This window comes from Bacillus sp. A260 (genome assembly GCF_009861435.1).
Lineage (GTDB): Bacteria > Bacillota > Bacilli > Bacillales > Bacillaceae_G > Bacillus_A > Bacillus_A cereus.
This window is the reverse complement of record NZ_CP046398.1, coordinates 1,108,634-1,127,659: the sequence shown is the minus strand read 5'-3', so window position 1 is coordinate 1,127,659 and position 19,026 is coordinate 1,108,634. Positions and strand designations below refer to the sequence as shown.

Below are 19,026 nucleotides of genomic sequence, written 5' to 3'. Positions count from 1 at the left end.
GGAGAGTCAAACATATACGAGAAGATTACATGTTCATTATATGCCTCATCACACGAGCAATGTAACCCTTTTCACAATTTGTACATAATGAAAGAAACATTGTTTGAACTTTCTAAAAAGATGTTGACTTTTCTTAATTTCCAACGATAAATAGTAGACACCACAGCACTTTGAGACGTAAGATGGATATATAGTGAAATTTCCATCTATGGTGATTTCACCGAGTCTAACCTCTTATTTCTGCATATTAAAAACGGAAATACAGATAGATACAAAAAAATTATTATAAGAGGTGAAATTATGAACAAACAACATTTAATCGCATTAGACTTAGACGGCACTTTATTAACAGACAACAAAATAATTTCCACTCGAACGAAACATACAATTGCAAAAGCAAAGGAACAGGGACATATTGTTGTTATTTCAACAGGACGTCCATTCCGTGCTAGTTATGATTACTATAAAGAACTTGATCTTAACACACCTATCGTAAACTTTAACGGCGCTTACGTACATCATCCTCTTGATTCAAACTGGGGAACACATCACTCTCCTCTTGAGCTAGCAACAGCGCAAGAAATTGTCCGAGCTTGCTTTGATTTTGGCGTAAAAAATATATACGCGGAAGTAATGGACGATGTGTATGTTCGTGAAATTGATGAAGATAAAAAACATATTTTCGAATTCGGCTCTCCTAAGATTTTTACGGGAGACTTATTAAATATTTTAAACGATCATCCAACTTGCTTATTAATTGACGCACATGACGAGCATTCTACTGCAATTCGTCAACATTTAACCGATATGCATGCGGAAGTAATCGACCATAGAAAATGGGGCGCACCTTGGCCGATTATTGAAATTGTGAAAAGCGGATTAAATAAAGCAGTTGGATTACAAAAAATTTCTAGTCATTACAACATTCCACAAGAGCGCATTATCGCTTTCGGTGATGAAGATAATGATTTTGAAATGATTGAATTTGCTGGTCACGGCATCGCAATGGGAAATGCCATCCCTGAATTAAAATCACTCGCAAACCATACGACGTTAACGAACGAAGAAGATGGTATTGCTTTATATTTAGAAGAGGTTCTTGGGTTGTAATCTAAAAATTCCCTACTTATAGTTTCCTGCCAAATGTCCATACTATAAGTAGACGCATGAGACATCGCGTCGATTGTTTTCAGCTAAATAAAGGGGGTTTTTCGAATGGGTAAAAAGAACAAATCAAAACGTTTTATCCAACAAGGAGCCGATGCTGTTATGAAGCATGATGCAAGATTCCCGTACAGAGGTACATTAGCTGAGGCAGAAAAAGCAAGAAGTAACTCTTCTTTTGGAGGGGTTTAAATGGGGAACTTACTATTCCAACAAGCTAGAGATGCTGTTGAAAATGCCGTATCTTGTTCAAGCGGTACTGAGCAACAAGATCTCGTGTATAGAGCAAAAAATGCTTTGCAATCCGCTTACGCAAACTCTTCAACTGCTGAAAAAGTTCAGCTCCGTGAAATGCAAGAGCAATTGCAAAACATTACGAATTTACATTAAAAAAGAGGACCAACTTTGGTCCTCTTTAATCTTTCCGAAACAATCCGAACACCCCAACTGTTTGCAGTATATTTGTAAATGCACCTGGGTCCACTTGTTTAATAATCCTCTCTAATTCGTATAACTCATAACGAGTAATAACCATCATTAACATTTCTTTATTTTCATTCGTATAAGCACCTGTTGCTGGTATCGTTGTAATCCCTCTTACTAATCGCGAGTGAATCGCCTTTCTTACATCTGCCCCATTCTTCGTAACAATTAATGCTGTAATCTTTACATGACGAGTATGAATTGCATCAATAATTCTCGTTGATACATATAAAGTCACTAGCGTATATAACGCTTTTTCCCATCCATATACATAGCCAGCAGCGATAATGATAATTGCATTAAAAAAGAAAAAGTATGTACCGACAGGCTTATCTTTTATTTTTGATAAAATCATGGCGATAATATCTAATCCACCTGTAGAAGCACCCCACTTTAAAGCAATCCCTACTCCAATTGCCGAAATAATCCCGCCAAAAATCGCATTTAATATGATATCATTCGAAACCGCTCTAACAGGGATGATTTCTAGAAACAGAGTCATAAATATAACACAAAGAAAACTAAAAAAGGTGAAGGCCTTTCCAACCTTTTTCCACGCTAAAATAACGACAGGAATATTAAATAAGCTAAACAATACTCCCGTAGATATGTGAATCGATAAAAAATCACCTAATATTTGTGATAATAATTGAGACAATCCAGCAAAGCCGCTCGCATACACTTTTGCTGGCGTTAAAAATAAATTCATCCCAATCGCGTTTAATAAACCTGCGATGATTACAACGATTAACTTCTTTATAAGTTCAGTATAATTCAACTTCAAATCCATTTCGAATCCACCTTTACCCTTCATAAATGCACCGCTATACATAGTCTTTACGAAAAAGGAAATGATAAACGTACAACGTTTAGAAATGGAGTTGATACATATGCCACATACGAGTGATAACGACAAAAAAGCACGTGATAATAATGCAAAACGCACACAAAAAAATGAGCAAGAGCAAAAAAATATTCAGCAAGGTAAACGTGCATACTCTAAAAAGACCGATCACCTTTGATTCCATCGTACATCAACAATTATGTTGATGTACTTTTTTACATTTTAAAGGAAAAAACATTAAAAATTCACTTCATGTTCACTTCTATATTCTACAATAGCGATAACATATTCGGATGAGGTGTTGGCATGAGAGGGAAACATATTTTCATTATTACTGCACTAATAAGTATATTGATGCTATCTGCTTGCGGACAAAAGAATGGCTCAGCTACAGTCGCTACAGCAACAGACTCCACCATTACAAAGGATAACTTCGAAAAACAATTGAAAGATCGTTACGGAAAAGACATGCTATACGAAATGATGGCACAAGACGTCATCACAAAAAAATATAAAGTACCTGATGAAGAGGTAAATAAAGAAGTAGAAAAAGTAAAAAAACAATATGGAGATCAATTCAAAAAAGTATTAGAAAATTATGGTTTAAAAGATGAAGAGGATTTCAAAAATCAAATTAAGTTCAAACTTGCTATGAATGAAGCGATTAAGAAAAGCATTACAGAAAAAGACATAAAAGACCACTATAAGCCAGAAATTAAAGCGAGTCACATTTTAGTAAGTGACGAAAATGAAGCGAAAGAAATAAAGAGTAAACTAGATGCTGGTGCTTCATTTGAAGAATTAGCAAAACAAGAATCACAAGATCTGCTATCAAAAGATAAAGGTGGAGACCTTGGATACTTCAATTCAGGTACAATGGCTCCTGAATTCGAAACCGCTGCCTACAAACTAAATGTTGGACAAATTAGCAATCCCGTAAAATCATCAAACGGTTATCACGTGATTAAATTAACTGATAAAAAAGCTTTAAAGCCTTATGATGAAGTGAAAGACTCTATTCGCAAAAACTTAGAGGAAGAACGTACTGCTGATCCTGTATTCAGCAAAAAATTGTTACAAGAGGAATTAAAAAAGGCAAATATTAAAATAAATGATAGTGATTTGAAAGATACGTTTACTCTTGTTTCTCCGCAAGGAAATTAAAAAAAAGCACAACCTTATCTTTTTACATAAGGTTGTGCTTTTTAATCTTCTATCTTATTTCTTAAAGTAAGTCCAACCTTCTTCTTGGTAAACCTTTTCTTCTTTCATCAATTTACCAAGTGCGCGCTTAAATGCAGCTTTACTCATGTTAAAGCGTTCTTTAATATCTTCTGGATGGCTCTTATCCCAAAACGGCATTGCTCCGCCTCGTTCTTCCATATATGCATAAATTACTGCAGCATCATCTTCCATTCCTTCTTCTTTACGAGGAAGAAGTGAAATGTTAATTGTACCGTCATCTTTTACGTCAATAATACGGCCCGTTACACGCTGACCGATGCGGACTTGTTCTTTTCTTTCTGTATGGTGTAGGAAAGCACGGAAATGCTCATCCGTTAGTATGAATGAACCAACTTGAAGTGAACGATATACACGTCCGTTTACGTTTTTATTACGCATAGATGGCGTTGCATCTACGATAATTTCTTGCATATCACTGTCTCTCGCTGGAAGAGCGATTAAACGATCACGATTCGTTAATTTTAACGTACAATATAATTCGTCGCCTACTTCTGGCCATACCGGCATATAAATCGGGAACTCATCAGCTGGAATTAGTATATCTTTTGACACACCAATATCAACAAACACACCTAAACTAGGAATAACTTCTACAACCTTTACCCAGTTCCAATCATAAGTTGTAATAATTGGTTCCTTCATTGTTGCTGAAATACGATTTTGGTGATCAAGGTATAAGAATACATCAATCGTATCGCCTTCTTCAATTTCTCCAGCCACTTCGTTTTTATGTAGGAAAATTTCTTCTTCTTCATTCCCAACCATATATCCGATTTCCGTTTCGCGTAAAACAGTTACCTGTTCAATCGATCCTATTTGCAAATACATATTTTTTAATTCCCTTCTATATATATAAAATTATCTTTTTTATCATTCCAAACAAAAGTTAATTATAACATGATTTTTCCTATATTTGTCCAACTGCCCAAAATTCACTATAATAAAATGAGGTTACATGAATATAAATACGAAAACACTTAAGTCTAGACTCGTTTTCAGCTATACTTTAGTATGTACAGTACATAAAAAGATTAGAAATTTATTTGGAGGTGCTAACTATGGCAAAAGATAGTTCTTTTGACATCGTTTCGAAAGTAGAATTACCTGAAGTAACAAACGCAATTAATATCGCATTAAAAGAAATCCAAAACCGATATGACTTTAAAGGAAGTAAAAGTGATATTAAATTAGAAAAAGAAGTACTTGTTTTAACTTCTGATGACGAGTTTAAATTAGAGCAAGTAAAAGACGTTCTTATCTCTAAACTTGTAAAACGTAACGTTCCAATTAAGAACTTAGATTACGGAAAAGTTGAAGCTGCAACTGGCAACACTGTTCGCCAACGCGCAACACTTCAACAAGGTATCGATAAAGATAACGCGAAAAAAATTAACAACATCATTAAAGAAATGAAATTAAAAGTAAAAACACAAGTACAAGATGATCAAGTACGTGTTACAGCAAAAAGCCGTGATGACTTACAAGCAGTAATCGCAGCTGTTCGTAGCGCTGATTTACCAATCGACGTACAGTTCATTAACTACCGCTAAAAAGAAAACTCCTCTTAATTAGAGGAGTTTTTTGTTTTGTAGAGACAATATTCCGAGAACAAACCATAGAAAAATGGTGTATGCGGTGAAAATCACTAAGTGAACAGAGTCTAACCATACGAATACTTTACAAGTGAGCGCATGATTAAACTAGGCCTTATTGTAGAATTTGTTTTATACATGTATTTAGCAGACCTTATTGAAAATAAGAAAAATATACCTTAAGACGTTTCCCCTTCAATTTGAATTACTTTTCTTAATAACCACATCCTGGGCCAAAGTCATCTTAAAAATCGCTGTAACTCATAATTCCTCTCCCCGCCAAAACGTAACAATTTATGAGTATAAGAATATTTCCCAACCTTTAATGTAATGTAAAATTAGTAAGGATCTAAAAAATGTTAATTAAAAAAGAGTTAGAAGTGGTTTTTTGAAGAAATTAATATTATGGTTTTTATTAGCCACATTCTCCCTAAATACTGTAGGATGTTCTAATAATACGAATACACTAACGGATAAATCTAACTGTATCAACAAAGCTTGGTACAAAAAAAATATGTCATGTAATCATTTAAAAAACATTAAATAGTTAATGATAAAGATCTAAAGAAAAGACACCCCAAAGTACCTTCCTCCGACTTGAACCAATAATATTCGGATGGATTTAAAAAGAAGCCTACATCTTTAATAAAGATGCAGGCTTCAAAATAAAAAAGTACGCTAAAGCGCTAAGTAAACTCTTATTCAAAAATTTATATTAAGCACTAATATTTTAGAAGCAAGTTTATAAGTATAAAACCTACAGAGATTTCCCCTGTAGGTTTTATTATATTTCAAGTGATTTCCAAATGAATTATGAGTGACTTTTTTCAGTTTGGTTTTCAAAATATTTTTCTTTAACCATTTTTATCAGATTTTCTTTTTCTGTTAGTTCAAATATAAATAATGCTTTTTTCATGTTATTTGCAACATCTTCTTCATTAGGTTGTTTAAGTTTCAATAAATTCCAAGCTTTTCCATAGTATAATTCACCTAGTAAATATAAAGTATTTAGATTAATAGCTAGTTTGATACCCATATCATTGTATTTTACTGCCTCTTCATGTTGATTTGCATGACCTAAAATTTTTGCTAAATTAAAAATAATTTTCAATTTAATTTCTTTATCTCTAGGAAAATCTAACTCATTAAAATTAGTTAAACACCTTCTTAATATATTAATACTTTTTTCATATTCTTTATTTTCCCCATGGAATATAGCAATTGTCTGCATAATATCTATTTCTCTTTCTGATAAAAAATCAGAATTAGTTACAGTTAATTTTAATGCATTATTTAAAAAATCTAAAGCAGTTTTTATTGATTTATCCACCATAAATATAGCAATCGCTTCATGCCATATTAAAAATTGTTTATCTTCTGTTGATTGGAAGTTATTTTCGTTTTTCTCTTTTTTCACTATTTCATAAAGTTCTTTGTATTGTTTTTGCTTTAAGCAATCTTTTATTACGCATTTTACATTTTCTACATATTTTAATTTTTTGTTTTGAGTTAATGCAAATATATTATTTGGGTCAATACCAAGTCTTTCTGATAATTGATATAACAATATACTAGATGGATAAATCACACCTTTTTCTATTTTGCTAATTTGACTTTGCGAACATATTCCATGACATAATTCGGATTGTGATATATTTTTTTTAATTCTAAGCTCTTTAATGGTAATACCCAAATCGTAAAACTCCATTTTCCCACCTACTATTTAGCACTGTATTGGTATAAGAGTATTCTCTAACTTTTAATGTAATGTAAATTTAATATAGTTGCAATTATTGATTGCTTCAAAGATTCTTCCCTATCGGTGCTAACACAAAAAACAGGTTAGGAAGAAAATCCTCTTCCTAACCTGGCCCTCCTCTCACTAGGGACGTTTTCATTCTCACATCGTTTCTCTTAAGAAATTTCATATCAACAGAATAACACTATTGCCCCGCCGAACAAACTTACAAATACAATAAGAAGACATGAACATAGAGCGAGTAATTTCTCATCTCATCTACGCTTCCTTTTAACTGCAATTAGAAACGCAATAAATAATACATTCACACCGATTATTAAGGAGATAAATAACCAATTCACACCTGTTTCTCCGTTAACTTTATACACATTTGATTCTTCACGTTTTAAAACGAGATAAAACTTTCCGTTTTCCTCTCTTATAATTTCATCCTGTAACAATCCTCTTAACTCTTGTTTTTCACCAATTGCACTTGCAGGTAAGGAGACTTTTTGTGTTTCTTTCGTATTATTAATTGCTACTAAAGTTACTTCATCTTTATATTTTCGTTTTAGTATGCTCATCCCGCTCTTATCATACAGAAGCTCAAACGTACCGCGTCGTAAAGACGGTCTCGCCTGCCTAATTTCACCTAGTTTTGTTATGTGCTGCATAAATTTTTCGTCTGACTTAAAATCCATTAATCGTCTATTATCGGGTACACTTCCTCCATCTAATGCAATTTCCGTTCCGTAATAAAAATTCGGAATCCCAGGTGATGTTAACAAATAAGTAAGCGCCAGTTTTAAACGTGATGGCGGATAATACATATTTTCTTTTGCAATACGCGCATATCTTTTTGTTTCTTGATCATCTAAAAACGTAACAAATTCCCCTTCTTTTTTACTCACATCGTATAACGATTTCACCGATACATCCGCTTCGGAAAACGATTCTACGATTTTTTCGTTGTATTCGCTATCCTCCTTTGTCATAATACGAAAATCTTTCTTTATCACTTGCATATCTTTTTGCGCGTTATCCCAAAAGGAACGCGGCTTTTTTTCACTATGTATAACATAACTTCCGTCTAAATCAACTTCTTTTATCCACCATTTCATTGCGTCAATTACCTGTCGTTCGTTTTCTCCAAGCGGAAATTGAAATACAACTTTCATTCCTTTTGCATGAGCTTCTTTTACAAGTTCTTTCACATCATTGTCTGTCCCGAAATGTTCATTTACCTTTTTAAAATTTCGCACGTCTAATCCATCGTACTTTCCACTTTCAAAAAGCGGCGAAAGCATAACGGTAGTAAAACCCATTTCTTTTATGTAATCCAACCTTTTTATAATTCCTCTTATATCCCCGCCTTGATACCCTTCTAAATTACCAACTTCTAATTGTTTGTCATTTTTCGGTTCTCCATTATTGAAGCGATCAATCATAATGGAGTATATAACTTCATCTTTCCACTCTCTTTTTTCGTCTGCAAAAGTATGTATTGGTACAAACAAAACAAAAGCTAAGCAAAAACAAATGAATAGTTTCCTAGTCCGTATTTTTCCCACACGCATCCCCCAAGTTTTTAATTGTAAGAATATTATACCAATTATCCGAGAGAAACGCATATGTCGATTTCAATCCTCACAAAATAATCTATGTTACATTTTCTAACATCATGTATATTTTTTTCTGAATTTTTAGTTGATTTTTAGTTCCTTTTCGAATATGATATGAAACATAACAAAACGATGTTATTTTTTCTAACATTATAGGAGGAGAGCTCATGAATATGGGAGATACAGTTTTTATGTTTGTGACGACAGTAATGGTCATGTTGATGACACCAGGATTGGCACTTTTTTATGGAGGTATGGTTCGCAGCAAAAATGTACTCAGTACAACGATGCATAGTTATAGTGCAATGGCTATCGTTTCGATTCAATGGATTGTTATCGGCTATTCTTTATCATTCGGACCAGATTGGCACGGGCTTATCGGTACACTTGATTGGTTCGGTCTAAACGGAGTTACCTACGCACCAAATCCAGACTACTCATCTACTATTCCTCACAATTTATTCATGATGTTTCAACTCATGTTCGCCATTTTAACTCCAGCTTTAATTTCAGGTGCATTTGCTGAAAGAATGCGATTTTCTGCCTTTCTTATTTTTATCCTTTTATGGACAACGATTGTTTACAATCCTGTCGCTCATTGGGTATGGGGCGTCGGCGGTTGGCTAAGGGAACTTGGCGCACTAGACTTCGCTGGCGGAAACGTCGTTCACATCACTTCCGGAGTTGCTGGTCTTGTATTAGCTATTTTCCTTGGAAAACGAAAAAACATAAATGGCTCTTCTCCTCATCATTTGCCATTTACAATGTTAGGCGCAGGCTTATTATGGTTTGGCTGGTTCGGTTTTAACGTCGGCAGCGCATTATCCTTAAACGACGTAGCTTTAACTGCATTTATTAATACAAATATAGCCGCTGCTGCCTCAGCATTAACTTGGATGCTTTCAGAGTGGTTCTTCCAATCAAAACCGACTGCGATGGGAGCTGCTTGTGGCGCCGTTTCCGGTCTAGTCGCTATTACACCAGCTTGCGGGTTCGTTACACCTTTCTCAGCTCTTCTTATCGGAGCAATTGGCGGCGTATTATGCTTCGGAGCGGTCTTTTTCTTAAAAACAAAATTCGGATACGACGATACACTCGATGCATTCGGATGTCACGGCATCGGTGGAACTTGGGGCGGTATTGCGACAGGATTATTTGCAACTACTGCCGTAAACGGCGATGGCGCTAACGGATTATTTTACGGAAACGCCTCGCTGCTGTTGAAACAACTTGTAGCGATCGGCGCAACATATGCGTTCACAATTATAATGACGTATGCCATTATTAAAGCAATCAACTTCTTCCTCCCTGTCCGGGTAGATGAGCACGAGGAACATATGGGACTTGATATTTCGATGCATGGGGAGAAAGCTTATGAGTATACTGAGCGAGTGAACTAAAAAAGAGATGCAATCTATTAGTAATAGATTGCATCTCTTTTTTGCGCACCGGGCAACATACCCCACCTAGTATAACCGGAAATATATTAACGTTTTTTTGGATATATCAACGATTTTTCAAATATATCGATTGTTCCTTTCAATATATCAACGTTTCGACACAAGATATCGATTTACCAACAAATTCCGACATAACGAAACTGAAGAATACCCGCGTGTAACTTTACACATAAAAAAGACGACCGAAACCCAGTCGTCTTTTCCGATTTATTTCGGAGCATTTCCTACATATTGCGTAATATCAACGTTTAATGCCTGCGCTAAACGCATACCGTATTCTTTATCTGCACGGAAGAAGTTACAAACAGCTAGTAATTTCGTGCGTTCATTTACGTCTTTTAAGTCATTTGTTAAGTTTGCAATTAAGTTGTCTTGCTCTTCTTTAGAGAATGAACGGTAACGCTCACCTGCTTGTTTGAAGTCATTTGGTTTGTCAATTTTTTCACGAGATACATAGCCTTCTACTTTCATAGTGGAATCGCAGTAAGCTGGGTCTTCAACTGGATTCTCTGCATGACGGCTCGGTTCGTAGTTGATTGTAGATGGGTTTTGATTCACTTGCATCGCACCATCACGTTGTTGATTATGAACAGCTGCGTATGGGCAGTTTACAGGAATTTGTAAGTAATTTGCACCAAGACGATAACGCTGTGTATCTGGGTAAGAGAATAAACGACCTTGTAATAATTTATCTTCCGATGGCTCAATACCATTTACAGTTGCACTTGGAGAGAACGCTACTTGTTCTACTTCTGCAAAGAAGTTTTTCGGATTACGATTTAACGTCATTGTCCCTACTTCCATTAATGGGAAGCGATCTTCTGGCCACACTTTCGTTGGATCTAGTGGATCAAAGTCTAAAGAGTCCATTTCATCTAATTGCATAACTTGTACGTGTAAATCCCATTTCGGGTGATTTCCTTTTTCGATTGCGTCGAACAAGTCACGAGTTGCATGATTGAAGTCTTTCCCTTGTACTTCTTGCACTTCTTTCGCATTTAAGTTACGTACACCTTGCTGTGGTTTCCAGTGGTATTTAATATAAACAATTTTACCTTCTTCATTAATCCATTTAAATGAATGGACGCCGAAACCTTCCATCTCACGATAACTTGCTGGTGTACCGTAATCAGAAAATACCCATGTCATCATATGTGTAGATTCTGGAGTTAACGTCATGAAATCCCAGTAACGATCTGGCGTTTGAATATTCGTATCAGGTGCTGGTTTTAAAGAATGTACCATATCAGGGAATTTAATTGCATCACGAATGAAGAAAACTGGTAAATGATTACCTACGATATCGTAGTTTCCTTCTTCTGTATAAAATTTAACAGCGAACCCACGTGGGTCACGTGCTGTTTCAGGAGAACCTTGACCATGAATAACCGTTGAAAAACGAACAAATACAGGCGTTTCAGTTCCTTCATTTTGTAAAAATGCAGCTTTCGTATATTGCTTCATACTATTTTTCGTTACGAATACACCGTGAGCACCTGCACCACGTGCATGCACAACACGCTCCGGAATACGTTCACGATCAAAGTGCGCAAGTTTTTCTACTAAATGATAGTCTTCTAATAATACTGGTCCACGACGACCGGCTGTACGAGAATTTTGGTTGTCTCCAACTGGAACACCTTGGTTTGTTGTTAAGCGATTATTTGGATTCATCTAGGGGGATCCTCCTCTTTATTTCGTAGTAATTATTATTTATTTAAAATTATTATAAATTAATTATTATTCAAAACTAAATCTTTGTCAACTATTTCCTTCACTTTTTTGGAAACAATTTCAGCCAAACAGTCGATAAATGCTGATTGTGCATTCGGCATATTTGGTCTAAAATATTTGGCATTTAATTCATCAGTTACAACTTTACATTCATAATCGTTGTCATATAAAACTTCTAAATGCTCCGCTACAAAACCAACTGGGCAATATATGAAAGATTCGTACCCATGCTCTTCATATAAATCTTTCGTTAAATCTTGCACATCTGGACCAATCCACGGATCTGGAGTATTCCCAGCACTTTGCCAACCGATTGTATAGTTTTGAATATTTGCAGCTTCTGCAATTAAATCTGCCGTATGCTTTAGTTGTTCTACATAAGGGTCTCCTGCTGCAATAATTTTTTCCGGCAAACTATGCGCTGAAAAAATTACGACTGCTTTCTCTTTATTATCAATTTCTGTAAACGTCTCTTTTATTTGGTCTGCCCAATACGAAATAAATTTCGGTTCATCATACCATTGTTCAATTGGTTCAATAACAGGACCACCGATTTCTTTTGAAAGACGAATAGCACGGTCATTATACGCTTTAATGCTAAATGTAGAGTAATGCGGCGCTAATACGATACTAATCGCTTGCTCGATCCCATCACGCTTCATTTCTTCTACAGCATCTTCTATAAATGGTGCAATATGTTTTAAACCTAAGTAACAAGTAAATTCATACTCTGTAAATATGTTATTCATTGAATCTGTTAATTTATGCGCCTGTTCTTTCGTAATTTTTGCAAGCGGTGAAATTCCACCAATCGCTTTATAGCGCCCAATTAAATCTTCAAGCGCTTCTTCTGATGGCGTACACCCGTGACGGATATGTGTATAATATGCCTCTACATCGTCTAATGATTCTGGTGTTCCATACGCCATTACGAGTAAACCTATTCTTTTCTTTGTCATCTATCTAACACCTCAATTTTATAAATGAGAATCTTTTTCAGAACATTTGTTTCCAATTATAACAAGTAATAATAAGTACGTCAAAATAATAATTCTAATTAAGTATTATTTATAAGGTGATTTTGAATTTTATATGACAATTTCTTTAATAAAAAGCGACTTACATAATTGTAAGCCGCTTTTCCCTTATTCCTTAATATTTACCCCATATTCTTTAAACCAAACATGAATTTGTGCTAAATGAGCTAAAAGCTGTGGCCCAGTCATCAATTGACCAAACCATGGTGTTTGAAATGCACTGCCGCCAGACTGAATCAATCCGTTCAACTGCTCTTTATCAAACAGTTCGTGTAAAATTGAACCTTTATCCGTTAATAGATTTTGAAGCCATACTGTTACTGCTTTTGTATAGTGCGGATTGTGCGTTTTCGGATAAGGACTCTTCTTTCTATATAAGATGTCATGTGGAAGTACACCTTCTAACGCTTTACGTAATAGACCTTTTTCGCGGTTTTTATACATTTTCATTTCCCAAGGAATATTCCACGCATATTCGACAAGACGATGATCTGCAAATGGAACACGTACTTCTAAGCTCGCTCCCATACTCATGCGGTCTTTTCTGTCTAATAATGTTGTCATAAACCATACCATATTTAAATAAAATAATTGGCGTCTTTTTGCTTCTAGCGGACTTTCCCCCTCTAAAATAGGAACTTCTTGAATTGACTCTTCATAGCGCCTTTGTACATATTGTTGTAAATTTAATTTATTTCTCCATTCTTTTTTTAGAAGTTGTTCACGTGCCTCTGTAGAACGCATCCACGGAAATGCACTCGATTGTAAATCATCTTCTCTATAAAACCACGGATATCCACCAAATATTTCATCTGCACATTCTCCAGATAAGCCAACGACAAAATCTTGTTTAATTTCTCGGCAAAACCATAATAATGACGAATCGATATCTGCCATACCAGGCAAATCACGAACGAGTACTGCTTCAGTTAAATACTCTGCTAATTTTTCATTCGAAATGACGCAGCGATGATGGGTTGTTTGAAATGTCTCAGTCATTAAATTAATAAACGGAGCATCTGAATTTGGCTGGAATGCATTCGCTTTAAAGTATTTGTCATTATCTTCGTAATCAATAGAATACGTGTGTAATTGCCCTTTTCCTGATCTCTCATATTCTTTCGCTGCAATAGCTGTAATAGCGCTCGAATCTACACCACCCGATAAAAAAGTACATAGTGGTACATCAGAAACAAGCTGTCTTGTAATAGCATCTTGTAATAAAAAGCGCGTTTTCTCTACTGTTTCTTCAAAAGAGTCTTCATGTTTTTTACTTTCTACATTCCAATATCTCCATATACATAAACCGTTCTTTGAAAATGTCATTGCATGACCTGGACGCAATTCTTTTATACCAGCATAAATACCGTGGCCAGGCGTTCTTGACGGTCCGAGCCCGAATATTTCTGATAATCCTTCTAACGTTACTTCCGCCTTCACATCTGGATGCGACAATATCGCTTTTAACTCCGAACCAAATAGTAAGCGTCCGCTATCATATTTATAAAAAAGTGGCTTTACACCTAATCGATCTCTCGCAATAAATACTTGTTCTTTCTGTTCGTCCCATACTGCAAACGCATATATACCGTTTAAATGATCGACACATTCTTCTTTCCATTCAATATAAGAAGCTAATAATACTTCTGTATCAGAATGACCTTTGAACGTATATCCTCTTCTTAATAATTCCTTTCGAATGTCTTCTGTGTTATAAAGTTCACCGTTATAGCAAATGGCGTAATTCGTTTCACCTTTTAAACAAGTCATCGGCTGTTTACCGCCCTCAGGATCCACAACGATTAACCGCTTATGCCCAAATGCGACATTTCCTTTAATCCAAACTTTATTATCATCCGGCCCCCGTTTCGCTAACGTCTCAGCCATCTTCGTAACGACATCTCTTTCTCCTTCTAATGAGCGTTTATAATCCACCCATCCTGTAATCCCGCACATATAAATCATCCTTCCATCTTATTTCTTTTCTTGAACGTGCAGTAATCCCCACCCTAAGAGTGCGGATCAAAAAAATGAAAAACTTGACGATAACCTACTATCCACATATGGAATAGCATTTTCACTCAGTAAAACGTGTTTTATTGTATGCCCACCTATGTCTATATGTGTCTAGTTATAAAGAATGCACGAACTGTCTATAACAGGAATAACTACTTTTCATAAAGGAGAAATCGTGTATGATACAACGTAAACATATTTTATATAATCAGCCCCGTGCTCATACAGTCGGTAATGTAGAATATATAAACAATGAGTGGGTATTCTTTGATGATGAAAATGATGAAGCGTTTTTATTAGAAGATATTGCCGAAGATGGGTTTGAAATTTTGTATAATAACAATTGGCTACCAGCCCGTTTCTATGAACAAGATGTATTACAAATCGCCAACGAGCAACACCATTTGCAAAATGGTGAAATGATACGTATTCGAAAAAAGTTACTTCTTAGCTATAATGAATGGCTGGAGGAATTACCTGACTCTGTCTTCACATTATTAACCGAATCATTGCAATCACTTCACTACTCTTTATATGATTGCATGTATTGTCATAATTATTTATCTTTCTTACCGCAAGAAGAGTCACGCGAAGGAGTAAATATTCTTTTGTTTGATAACGAAGAAATGATCTGTACACTGCAGCACCATTTCGTCCGTCACACTACGTCAAATAAAAATATGTTCCGTTTTACGAAAGTAAATGGAGAAGAGTTGCATATCGATGCGACATAAAGTGAAACTTTAATCAGTGGGGTAGCCCACTGATTATTAGCCTTCACCAATCTGATGTTTACGGGATAAAGTAAAAAACCACCTTATAATCTCCCAAGTCTTTGAGATCATAAGGTGGCTTTATTTTTTATTAGAATACTTTCCAGCCAATCGGTAATTTCAGCCCAAGGTAAAATACTGCTACTAGCGCAACAATAAATAAGCCCCAAACCGCCCCTGTTGGTTTGTTTTTGCTCATTTTCACAAGAACCATTTCCATTCCACCGATAACTAAAATACCAGCTAACATTTTTAAGCCATACCACATGTGCATGCTACCTGTTGCTGTCTTCACAATACTCATGTACAACATGAAGCCTGTCACAATAATAATGATATACATTAGGCGAAGCCCCATATGTACACCTTTCCCTTTTCTTCCTGCTGAATAAAGTGAATACGCAACGAAGAATAAAATTAAACCTAACGCCCATGCTGTAATATGCATATGTACCATCGTATCCCTTACCTCCTCTTTTCACACTTTTTCACTCTATATGATAACATGTTCATTTATTTTCAGGAAATGTTTCGCTTTTTTACATTTAAATGATATAATATTTAGAGTATTTACAAACTTCTTGTAATAACAAAAGGGGGAACAATCATGATTCAAACTAAGGATATTATCGAACTTACAGACACATACGGAGCAAATAACTATCACCCACTTCCAATCGTTATTTCTAAAGCAGAAGGTGTTTGGGTAGAAGATCCTGAAGGAAACCGCTATATGGACTTATTAAGTGCATATTCTGCAGTAAACCAAGGTCATCGTCACCCGAAAATTATTAACGCTTTAATTGACCAAGCTAATCGTGTTACGTTAACTTCTCGTGCTTTCCATAGCGATCAATTAGGTCCTTGGTACGAAAAAGTTGCGAAACTAACTAATAAAGAAATGGTACTTCCAATGAATACAGGTGCTGAAGCTGTTGAAACTGCAATTAAAACAGTTCGTCGCTGGGCTTATGATGTGAAGAAAGTGGAAGCAAACCGTGCTGAAATCATCGTTTGTGAAGATAACTTCCACGGACGTACAATGGGTTCTGTTTCCATGTCTTCAAATGAAGAGTACAAGCGTGGATTCGGTCCAATGCTTCCTGGCATCGTTGTAATTCCTTACGGTGATTTAGAAGCATTAAAAGCCGCAATTACACCAAACACAGCAGCATTCATTTTAGAGCCAATTCAAGGTGAAGCAGGAATTAATATCCCACCAGCTGGTTACTTAAAAGAAGCTTTTGAAGTATGTAAAAAAGAAAACGTTTTATTTGTAGCAGATGAAATCCAAACTGGCTTAGGCCGTACTGGTAAAGTATTTGCTTGTGACTGGGACAATGTAACTCCTGACATGTACATACTTGGTAAAGCACTTGGCGGCGGTGTGTTCCCAATCTCTTGCGTAGCAGCAAACCGCGACATTTTAGGTGTATTTGAGCCAGGTTCTCACGGTTCTACATTCGGTGGTAATCCACTTGCATGTGCTGTTTCTATCGCGGCTCTTGAAGTGTTAGAAGAAGAAAAATTAACAGAGCGTTCTCTTCAATTAGGTGAAAAATTAGTTGGGCAATTAAAAGAGATTGATAACCCAATGATCACTGAAGTTCGTGGTAAAGGTTTATTCATCGGTATCGAATTAAACGAGCCAGCTCGTCCTTACTGTGAACAACTAAAAGCAGCTGGTCTATTATGTAAAGAAACACACGAAAATGTAATTCGTATCGCACCACCTCTAGTAATCTCTGAAGAAGATTTAGAGTGGGCATTCCAAAAAATTAAAGCTGTATTATCGTAATGATAGAGAGGTTGTCCGACATGTTGGGACAACCTCTTTCTTTTCATATTCATTTATATTAAGATGAAATTGTAATTTTCTGTATTTTAAAATCGTAAAGGAGGTGCGACATGCTATTAAGATATGGTAAACATATTAACTATTTAGCTACAGCTTTTATTTTAGTTACATTCTTTGGTTTCCTACTTTCCACAACATGGCTTCATTACTCAACTCCTACTACACTCACACTACTGAAAGCATCATTTTGGACTGCTGTTATTCTTACTATCATTGGTTTTGGACGAGAAAAAAGCGCACTTACGGTTATACTATTTGGCATTTGTACACTTGCATTCATTGGTCTTTACACTTTTGCCGTTATCGATTACCTCTATAACCCAAGGCCATAAAAAAAGAGCTATCTTTTAACAAGATAGCTCTTTTCTTTATTTCACTACATTTCGTAAAGTACCAATTCCTTCTACTGTAATGACCACTTCATCACCAGCATGTAAAAACTTCGGTGGTGTAAAACCTTTTCCGACACCAGCCGGCGTTCCTGTTGCGATAATATCGCCTGGTTCTAAAGTCATTCCTTTACTTATCGTTGAAATAATTTCTTCTATTGAAAAAATCATTTTATTTGTGTTAGAAGTTTGCCTTACTTCTCCATTTACTACCGTTTCAATGTGTAATGCATTCGGCGCATTAACCACCGATTTATGAATTAAATACGGTCCCATCGGACAAAATGTATCGAAGCTTTTCCCAAGGAAAAACTGTTTATGTTTTCTTTGAATGTCTCGAGCTGTTACATCATTTATAATCGTATAACCAAAAACATGCTCAAGCGCTTTTTCTTTTTTTATTTGCTTCCCTCGCTTACCAATAATGATAGCTAATTCTCCTTCGTAATCTAGTTCGTCCGTTGCATGAGGGTGACCATTAATTTGCTCATTTATGCCAATAACTGTTGTTGGTGCTTTCGTAAAGATCATTATATTTTCTGGAATAGACTCTACTCCGCCCATTTCTACCGCATGCTCACGATAGTTTTTTCCAACGCACAAAATATTCTTTCTTGGCCTTGGAATCGGCGCTAATATTTTCACCTCTGTTAACGGATAATACGCCGCTTCCCCGTTCTCTTTTGCCCAATTTACAATTTCACATACTTTCTCAAAGCATTCAGTCCCTCTTTCAATACACTCTAACATTGTAATAGGGATTGTAACCTTTTCCCCTTTTTGTCTTTGCGCTTCTCTTAAGTGTAATACCTTTTCTTCTTCTTCATCTACAATACCTACAAATACCTTTTCTTCTTTCTTCGCCGTTACAAAACGCAATATTTCCACTCTCCATCCTAAAACTCATACCCTTTAATTGTATTCGCATCCGCAAGAAAAAAACCTTCTCATGCACGCTAATTTTTACAATATTCTTCTCATCCCCTATTCGTTACCCCTTTATCATTTGGCATAAAATGTAGAAATTTTACTTTTTTTAGCGAATGCATTTCTTTTTTATGAAGTTTTTGT

Annotated in this window: 19 protein-coding genes; 10 read left to right on the top strand and 9 right to left on the bottom strand. The window is 35.6% G+C overall.

What is annotated here, in order from left to right:
* Nucleotides 1-300: 300 nt before the first annotated feature.
* The 3 genes from GD442_RS05760 to GD442_RS05750 all read left to right on the top strand — a co-directional run bounded on the left by GD442_RS05760 (nt 301) and on the right by GD442_RS05750 (nt 1,554).
* The gene (locus GD442_RS05760; RefSeq protein ID WP_001041232.1) at nt 301-1,110 is read left to right on the top strand and encodes a Cof-type HAD-IIB family hydrolase; all 810 of its coding nucleotides are present in this window, start codon (nt 301-303) and stop codon (nt 1,108-1,110) included.
* Nucleotides 1,111-1,215: 105 nt separating this feature from the next.
* On the top strand, nt 1,216-1,356 hold the full coding sequence (locus GD442_RS05755; RefSeq protein ID WP_000516816.1) for a hypothetical protein: 141 nt from the start codon (nt 1,216-1,218) through the stop codon (nt 1,354-1,356).
* Complete coding sequence (locus tag GD442_RS05750) at nt 1,357-1,554, top strand: DUF3813 domain-containing protein (protein WP_000527407.1); 198 nt, start codon at nt 1,357-1,359, stop codon at nt 1,552-1,554.
* Between the two features lie 25 nt (nt 1,555-1,579).
* Here GD442_RS05750 and GD442_RS05745 read toward each other — a convergent pair whose 3' ends face one another.
* Nucleotides 1,580-2,437, bottom strand: a complete 858-nt coding sequence (locus GD442_RS05745; protein WP_000364431.1) for a YitT family protein — start codon at nt 2,435-2,437, stop codon at nt 1,580-1,582.
* 100 nt (nt 2,438-2,537) lie between these two features.
* Here GD442_RS05745 and GD442_RS05740 point away from each other — a divergent pair, with 100 nt between their 5' ends.
* Together GD442_RS05740 and prsA are read left to right on the top strand one after the other, a co-directional pair.
* On the top strand, nt 2,538-2,669 hold the full coding sequence (locus GD442_RS05740) for a DUF3941 domain-containing protein (protein WP_001120851.1): 132 nt from the start codon (nt 2,538-2,540) through the stop codon (nt 2,667-2,669).
* Between the two features lie 128 nt (nt 2,670-2,797).
* Nucleotides 2,798-3,655 (top strand): peptidylprolyl isomerase PrsA, encoded by an 858-nt coding sequence (gene prsA / locus GD442_RS05735; RefSeq protein ID WP_001214211.1) that lies wholly within the window; start codon nt 2,798-2,800, stop codon nt 3,653-3,655.
* 54 nt (nt 3,656-3,709) lie between these two features.
* Here the strand turns inward: prsA and GD442_RS05730 are convergent, their stop codons facing one another.
* Complete coding sequence (locus tag GD442_RS05730) at nt 3,710-4,564, bottom strand: CvfB family protein (protein WP_000281260.1); 855 nt, start codon at nt 4,562-4,564, stop codon at nt 3,710-3,712.
* A gap of 230 nt (nt 4,565-4,794) precedes the next feature.
* Here GD442_RS05730 and GD442_RS05725 point away from each other — a divergent pair, with 230 nt between their 5' ends.
* Nucleotides 4,795-5,286, top strand: a complete 492-nt coding sequence (locus tag GD442_RS05725) for a YajQ family cyclic di-GMP-binding protein (protein WP_001040149.1) — start codon at nt 4,795-4,797, stop codon at nt 5,284-5,286.
* Nucleotides 5,287-6,139: 853 nt separating this feature from the next.
* Here the strand turns inward: GD442_RS05725 and GD442_RS05720 are convergent.
* Complete coding sequence (locus GD442_RS05720; protein WP_086407899.1) at nt 6,140-7,036, bottom strand: helix-turn-helix domain-containing protein; 897 nt, start codon at nt 7,034-7,036, stop codon at nt 6,140-6,142.
* A 305-nt stretch (nt 7,037-7,341) separates the two neighbouring features.
* A complete protein-coding gene (locus GD442_RS05715; RefSeq protein WP_002182543.1) occupies nt 7,342-8,697 on the bottom strand; it encodes an alpha-amylase family glycosyl hydrolase in 1,356 nt (451 codons plus the stop codon).
* Between the two features lie 158 nt (nt 8,698-8,855).
* Here GD442_RS05715 and GD442_RS05710 point away from each other — a divergent pair, with 158 nt between their 5' ends.
* Nucleotides 8,856-10,088 (top strand): ammonium transporter, encoded by a 1,233-nt coding sequence (locus tag GD442_RS05710; protein ID WP_001055855.1) that lies wholly within the window; start codon nt 8,856-8,858, stop codon nt 10,086-10,088.
* Between the two features lie 267 nt (nt 10,089-10,355).
* On the opposite strand, the gene katB is transcribed toward GD442_RS05710, so the two are convergent.
* The 3 genes from katB to asnB all read right to left on the bottom strand — a co-directional run bounded on the left by katB (nt 10,356) and on the right by asnB (nt 14,875).
* A complete protein-coding gene (gene katB, locus GD442_RS05705; protein WP_159365060.1) occupies nt 10,356-11,822 on the bottom strand; it encodes a catalase KatB in 1,467 nt (488 codons plus the stop codon).
* Nucleotides 11,823-11,881: 59 nt separating this feature from the next.
* Nucleotides 11,882-12,841, bottom strand: coding sequence for a ferrochelatase (hemH, locus tag GD442_RS05700; RefSeq protein ID WP_000163130.1), 960 nt, complete (start codon nt 12,839-12,841; stop codon nt 11,882-11,884).
* A gap of 186 nt (nt 12,842-13,027) precedes the next feature.
* Complete coding sequence (asnB, locus tag GD442_RS05695) at nt 13,028-14,875, bottom strand: asparagine synthase (glutamine-hydrolyzing) (RefSeq protein WP_000334011.1); 1,848 nt, start codon at nt 14,873-14,875, stop codon at nt 13,028-13,030.
* A 239-nt stretch (nt 14,876-15,114) separates the two neighbouring features.
* On the opposite strand from asnB, the gene GD442_RS05690 reads away from it, so the two are divergent.
* Nucleotides 15,115-15,669, top strand: coding sequence for a DUF2777 domain-containing protein (locus tag GD442_RS05690; protein WP_000616046.1), 555 nt, complete (start codon nt 15,115-15,117; stop codon nt 15,667-15,669).
* 130 nt (nt 15,670-15,799) lie between these two features.
* On the opposite strand, the gene GD442_RS05685 is transcribed toward GD442_RS05690, so the two are convergent.
* Nucleotides 15,800-16,165 carry a YisL family protein gene (locus tag GD442_RS05685; RefSeq protein WP_000233494.1) on the bottom strand — a complete coding sequence of 122 codons (366 nt, stop codon included), beginning with the start codon at nt 16,163-16,165 and terminating at the stop codon, nt 15,800-15,802.
* Between the two features lie 150 nt (nt 16,166-16,315).
* On the opposite strand from GD442_RS05685, the gene rocD reads away from it, so the two are divergent.
* Nucleotides 16,316-17,506: an ornithine aminotransferase gene (gene rocD / locus GD442_RS05680; protein WP_000616658.1), complete on the top strand. Its 1,191-nt coding sequence runs from the start codon at nt 16,316-16,318 to the stop codon at nt 17,504-17,506.
* Between the two features lie 110 nt (nt 17,507-17,616).
* Entirely contained in the window at nt 17,617-17,898 is a 282-nt protein-coding gene (locus tag GD442_RS05675; protein WP_000926857.1) for a hypothetical protein, read from the top strand.
* Nucleotides 17,899-17,934: 36 nt separating this feature from the next.
* Here GD442_RS05675 and GD442_RS05670 read toward each other — a convergent pair whose 3' ends face one another.
* The gene (locus GD442_RS05670; RefSeq protein ID WP_001213071.1) at nt 17,935-18,834 is read right to left on the bottom strand and encodes a fumarylacetoacetate hydrolase family protein; all 900 of its coding nucleotides are present in this window, start codon (nt 18,832-18,834) and stop codon (nt 17,935-17,937) included.
* Nucleotides 18,835-19,026: the final 192 nt, after the last annotated feature.

Bases quoted from the DNA above. Each gene is read 5' to 3' on its own strand.
- GD442_RS05760 (WP_001041232.1), top strand. From the start codon at position 301: ATGAACAAACAACATTTAATCGCATTAGACTTAGACGGCACTTTATTA.
- GD442_RS05755 (WP_000516816.1), top strand. From the start codon at position 1,216: ATGGGTAAAAAGAACAAATCAAAACGTTTTATCCAACAAGGAGCCGAT.
- GD442_RS05750 (WP_000527407.1), top strand. From the start codon at position 1,357: ATGGGGAACTTACTATTCCAACAAGCTAGAGATGCTGTTGAAAATGCC.
- GD442_RS05745 (WP_000364431.1), bottom strand. From the start codon at position 2,437: ATGGATTTGAAGTTGAATTATACTGAACTTATAAAGAAGTTAATCGTT.
- GD442_RS05740 (WP_001120851.1), top strand. From the start codon at position 2,538: ATGCCACATACGAGTGATAACGACAAAAAAGCACGTGATAATAATGCA.
- prsA (WP_001214211.1), top strand. From the start codon at position 2,798: ATGAGAGGGAAACATATTTTCATTATTACTGCACTAATAAGTATATTG.
- GD442_RS05730 (WP_000281260.1), bottom strand. From the start codon at position 4,564: ATGTATTTGCAAATAGGATCGATTGAACAGGTAACTGTTTTACGCGAA.
- GD442_RS05725 (WP_001040149.1), top strand. From the start codon at position 4,795: ATGGCAAAAGATAGTTCTTTTGACATCGTTTCGAAAGTAGAATTACCT.
- GD442_RS05720 (WP_086407899.1), bottom strand. From the start codon at position 7,036: ATGGAGTTTTACGATTTGGGTATTACCATTAAAGAGCTTAGAATTAAA.
- GD442_RS05715 (WP_002182543.1), bottom strand. From the start codon at position 8,697: ATGCGTTTCTCTCGGATAATTGGTATAATATTCTTACAATTAAAAACT.
- GD442_RS05710 (WP_001055855.1), top strand. From the start codon at position 8,856: ATGAATATGGGAGATACAGTTTTTATGTTTGTGACGACAGTAATGGTC.
- katB (WP_159365060.1), bottom strand. From the start codon at position 11,822: ATGAATCCAAATAATCGCTTAACAACAAACCAAGGTGTTCCAGTTGGA.
- hemH (WP_000163130.1), bottom strand. From the start codon at position 12,841: ATGACAAAGAAAAGAATAGGTTTACTCGTAATGGCGTATGGAACACCA.
- asnB (WP_000334011.1), bottom strand. From the start codon at position 14,875: ATGTGCGGGATTACAGGATGGGTGGATTATAAACGCTCATTAGAAGGA.
- GD442_RS05690 (WP_000616046.1), top strand. From the start codon at position 15,115: ATGATACAACGTAAACATATTTTATATAATCAGCCCCGTGCTCATACA.
- GD442_RS05685 (WP_000233494.1), bottom strand. From the start codon at position 16,165: ATGGTACATATGCATATTACAGCATGGGCGTTAGGTTTAATTTTATTC.
- rocD (WP_000616658.1), top strand. From the start codon at position 16,316: ATGATTCAAACTAAGGATATTATCGAACTTACAGACACATACGGAGCA.
- GD442_RS05675 (WP_000926857.1), top strand. From the start codon at position 17,617: ATGCTATTAAGATATGGTAAACATATTAACTATTTAGCTACAGCTTTT.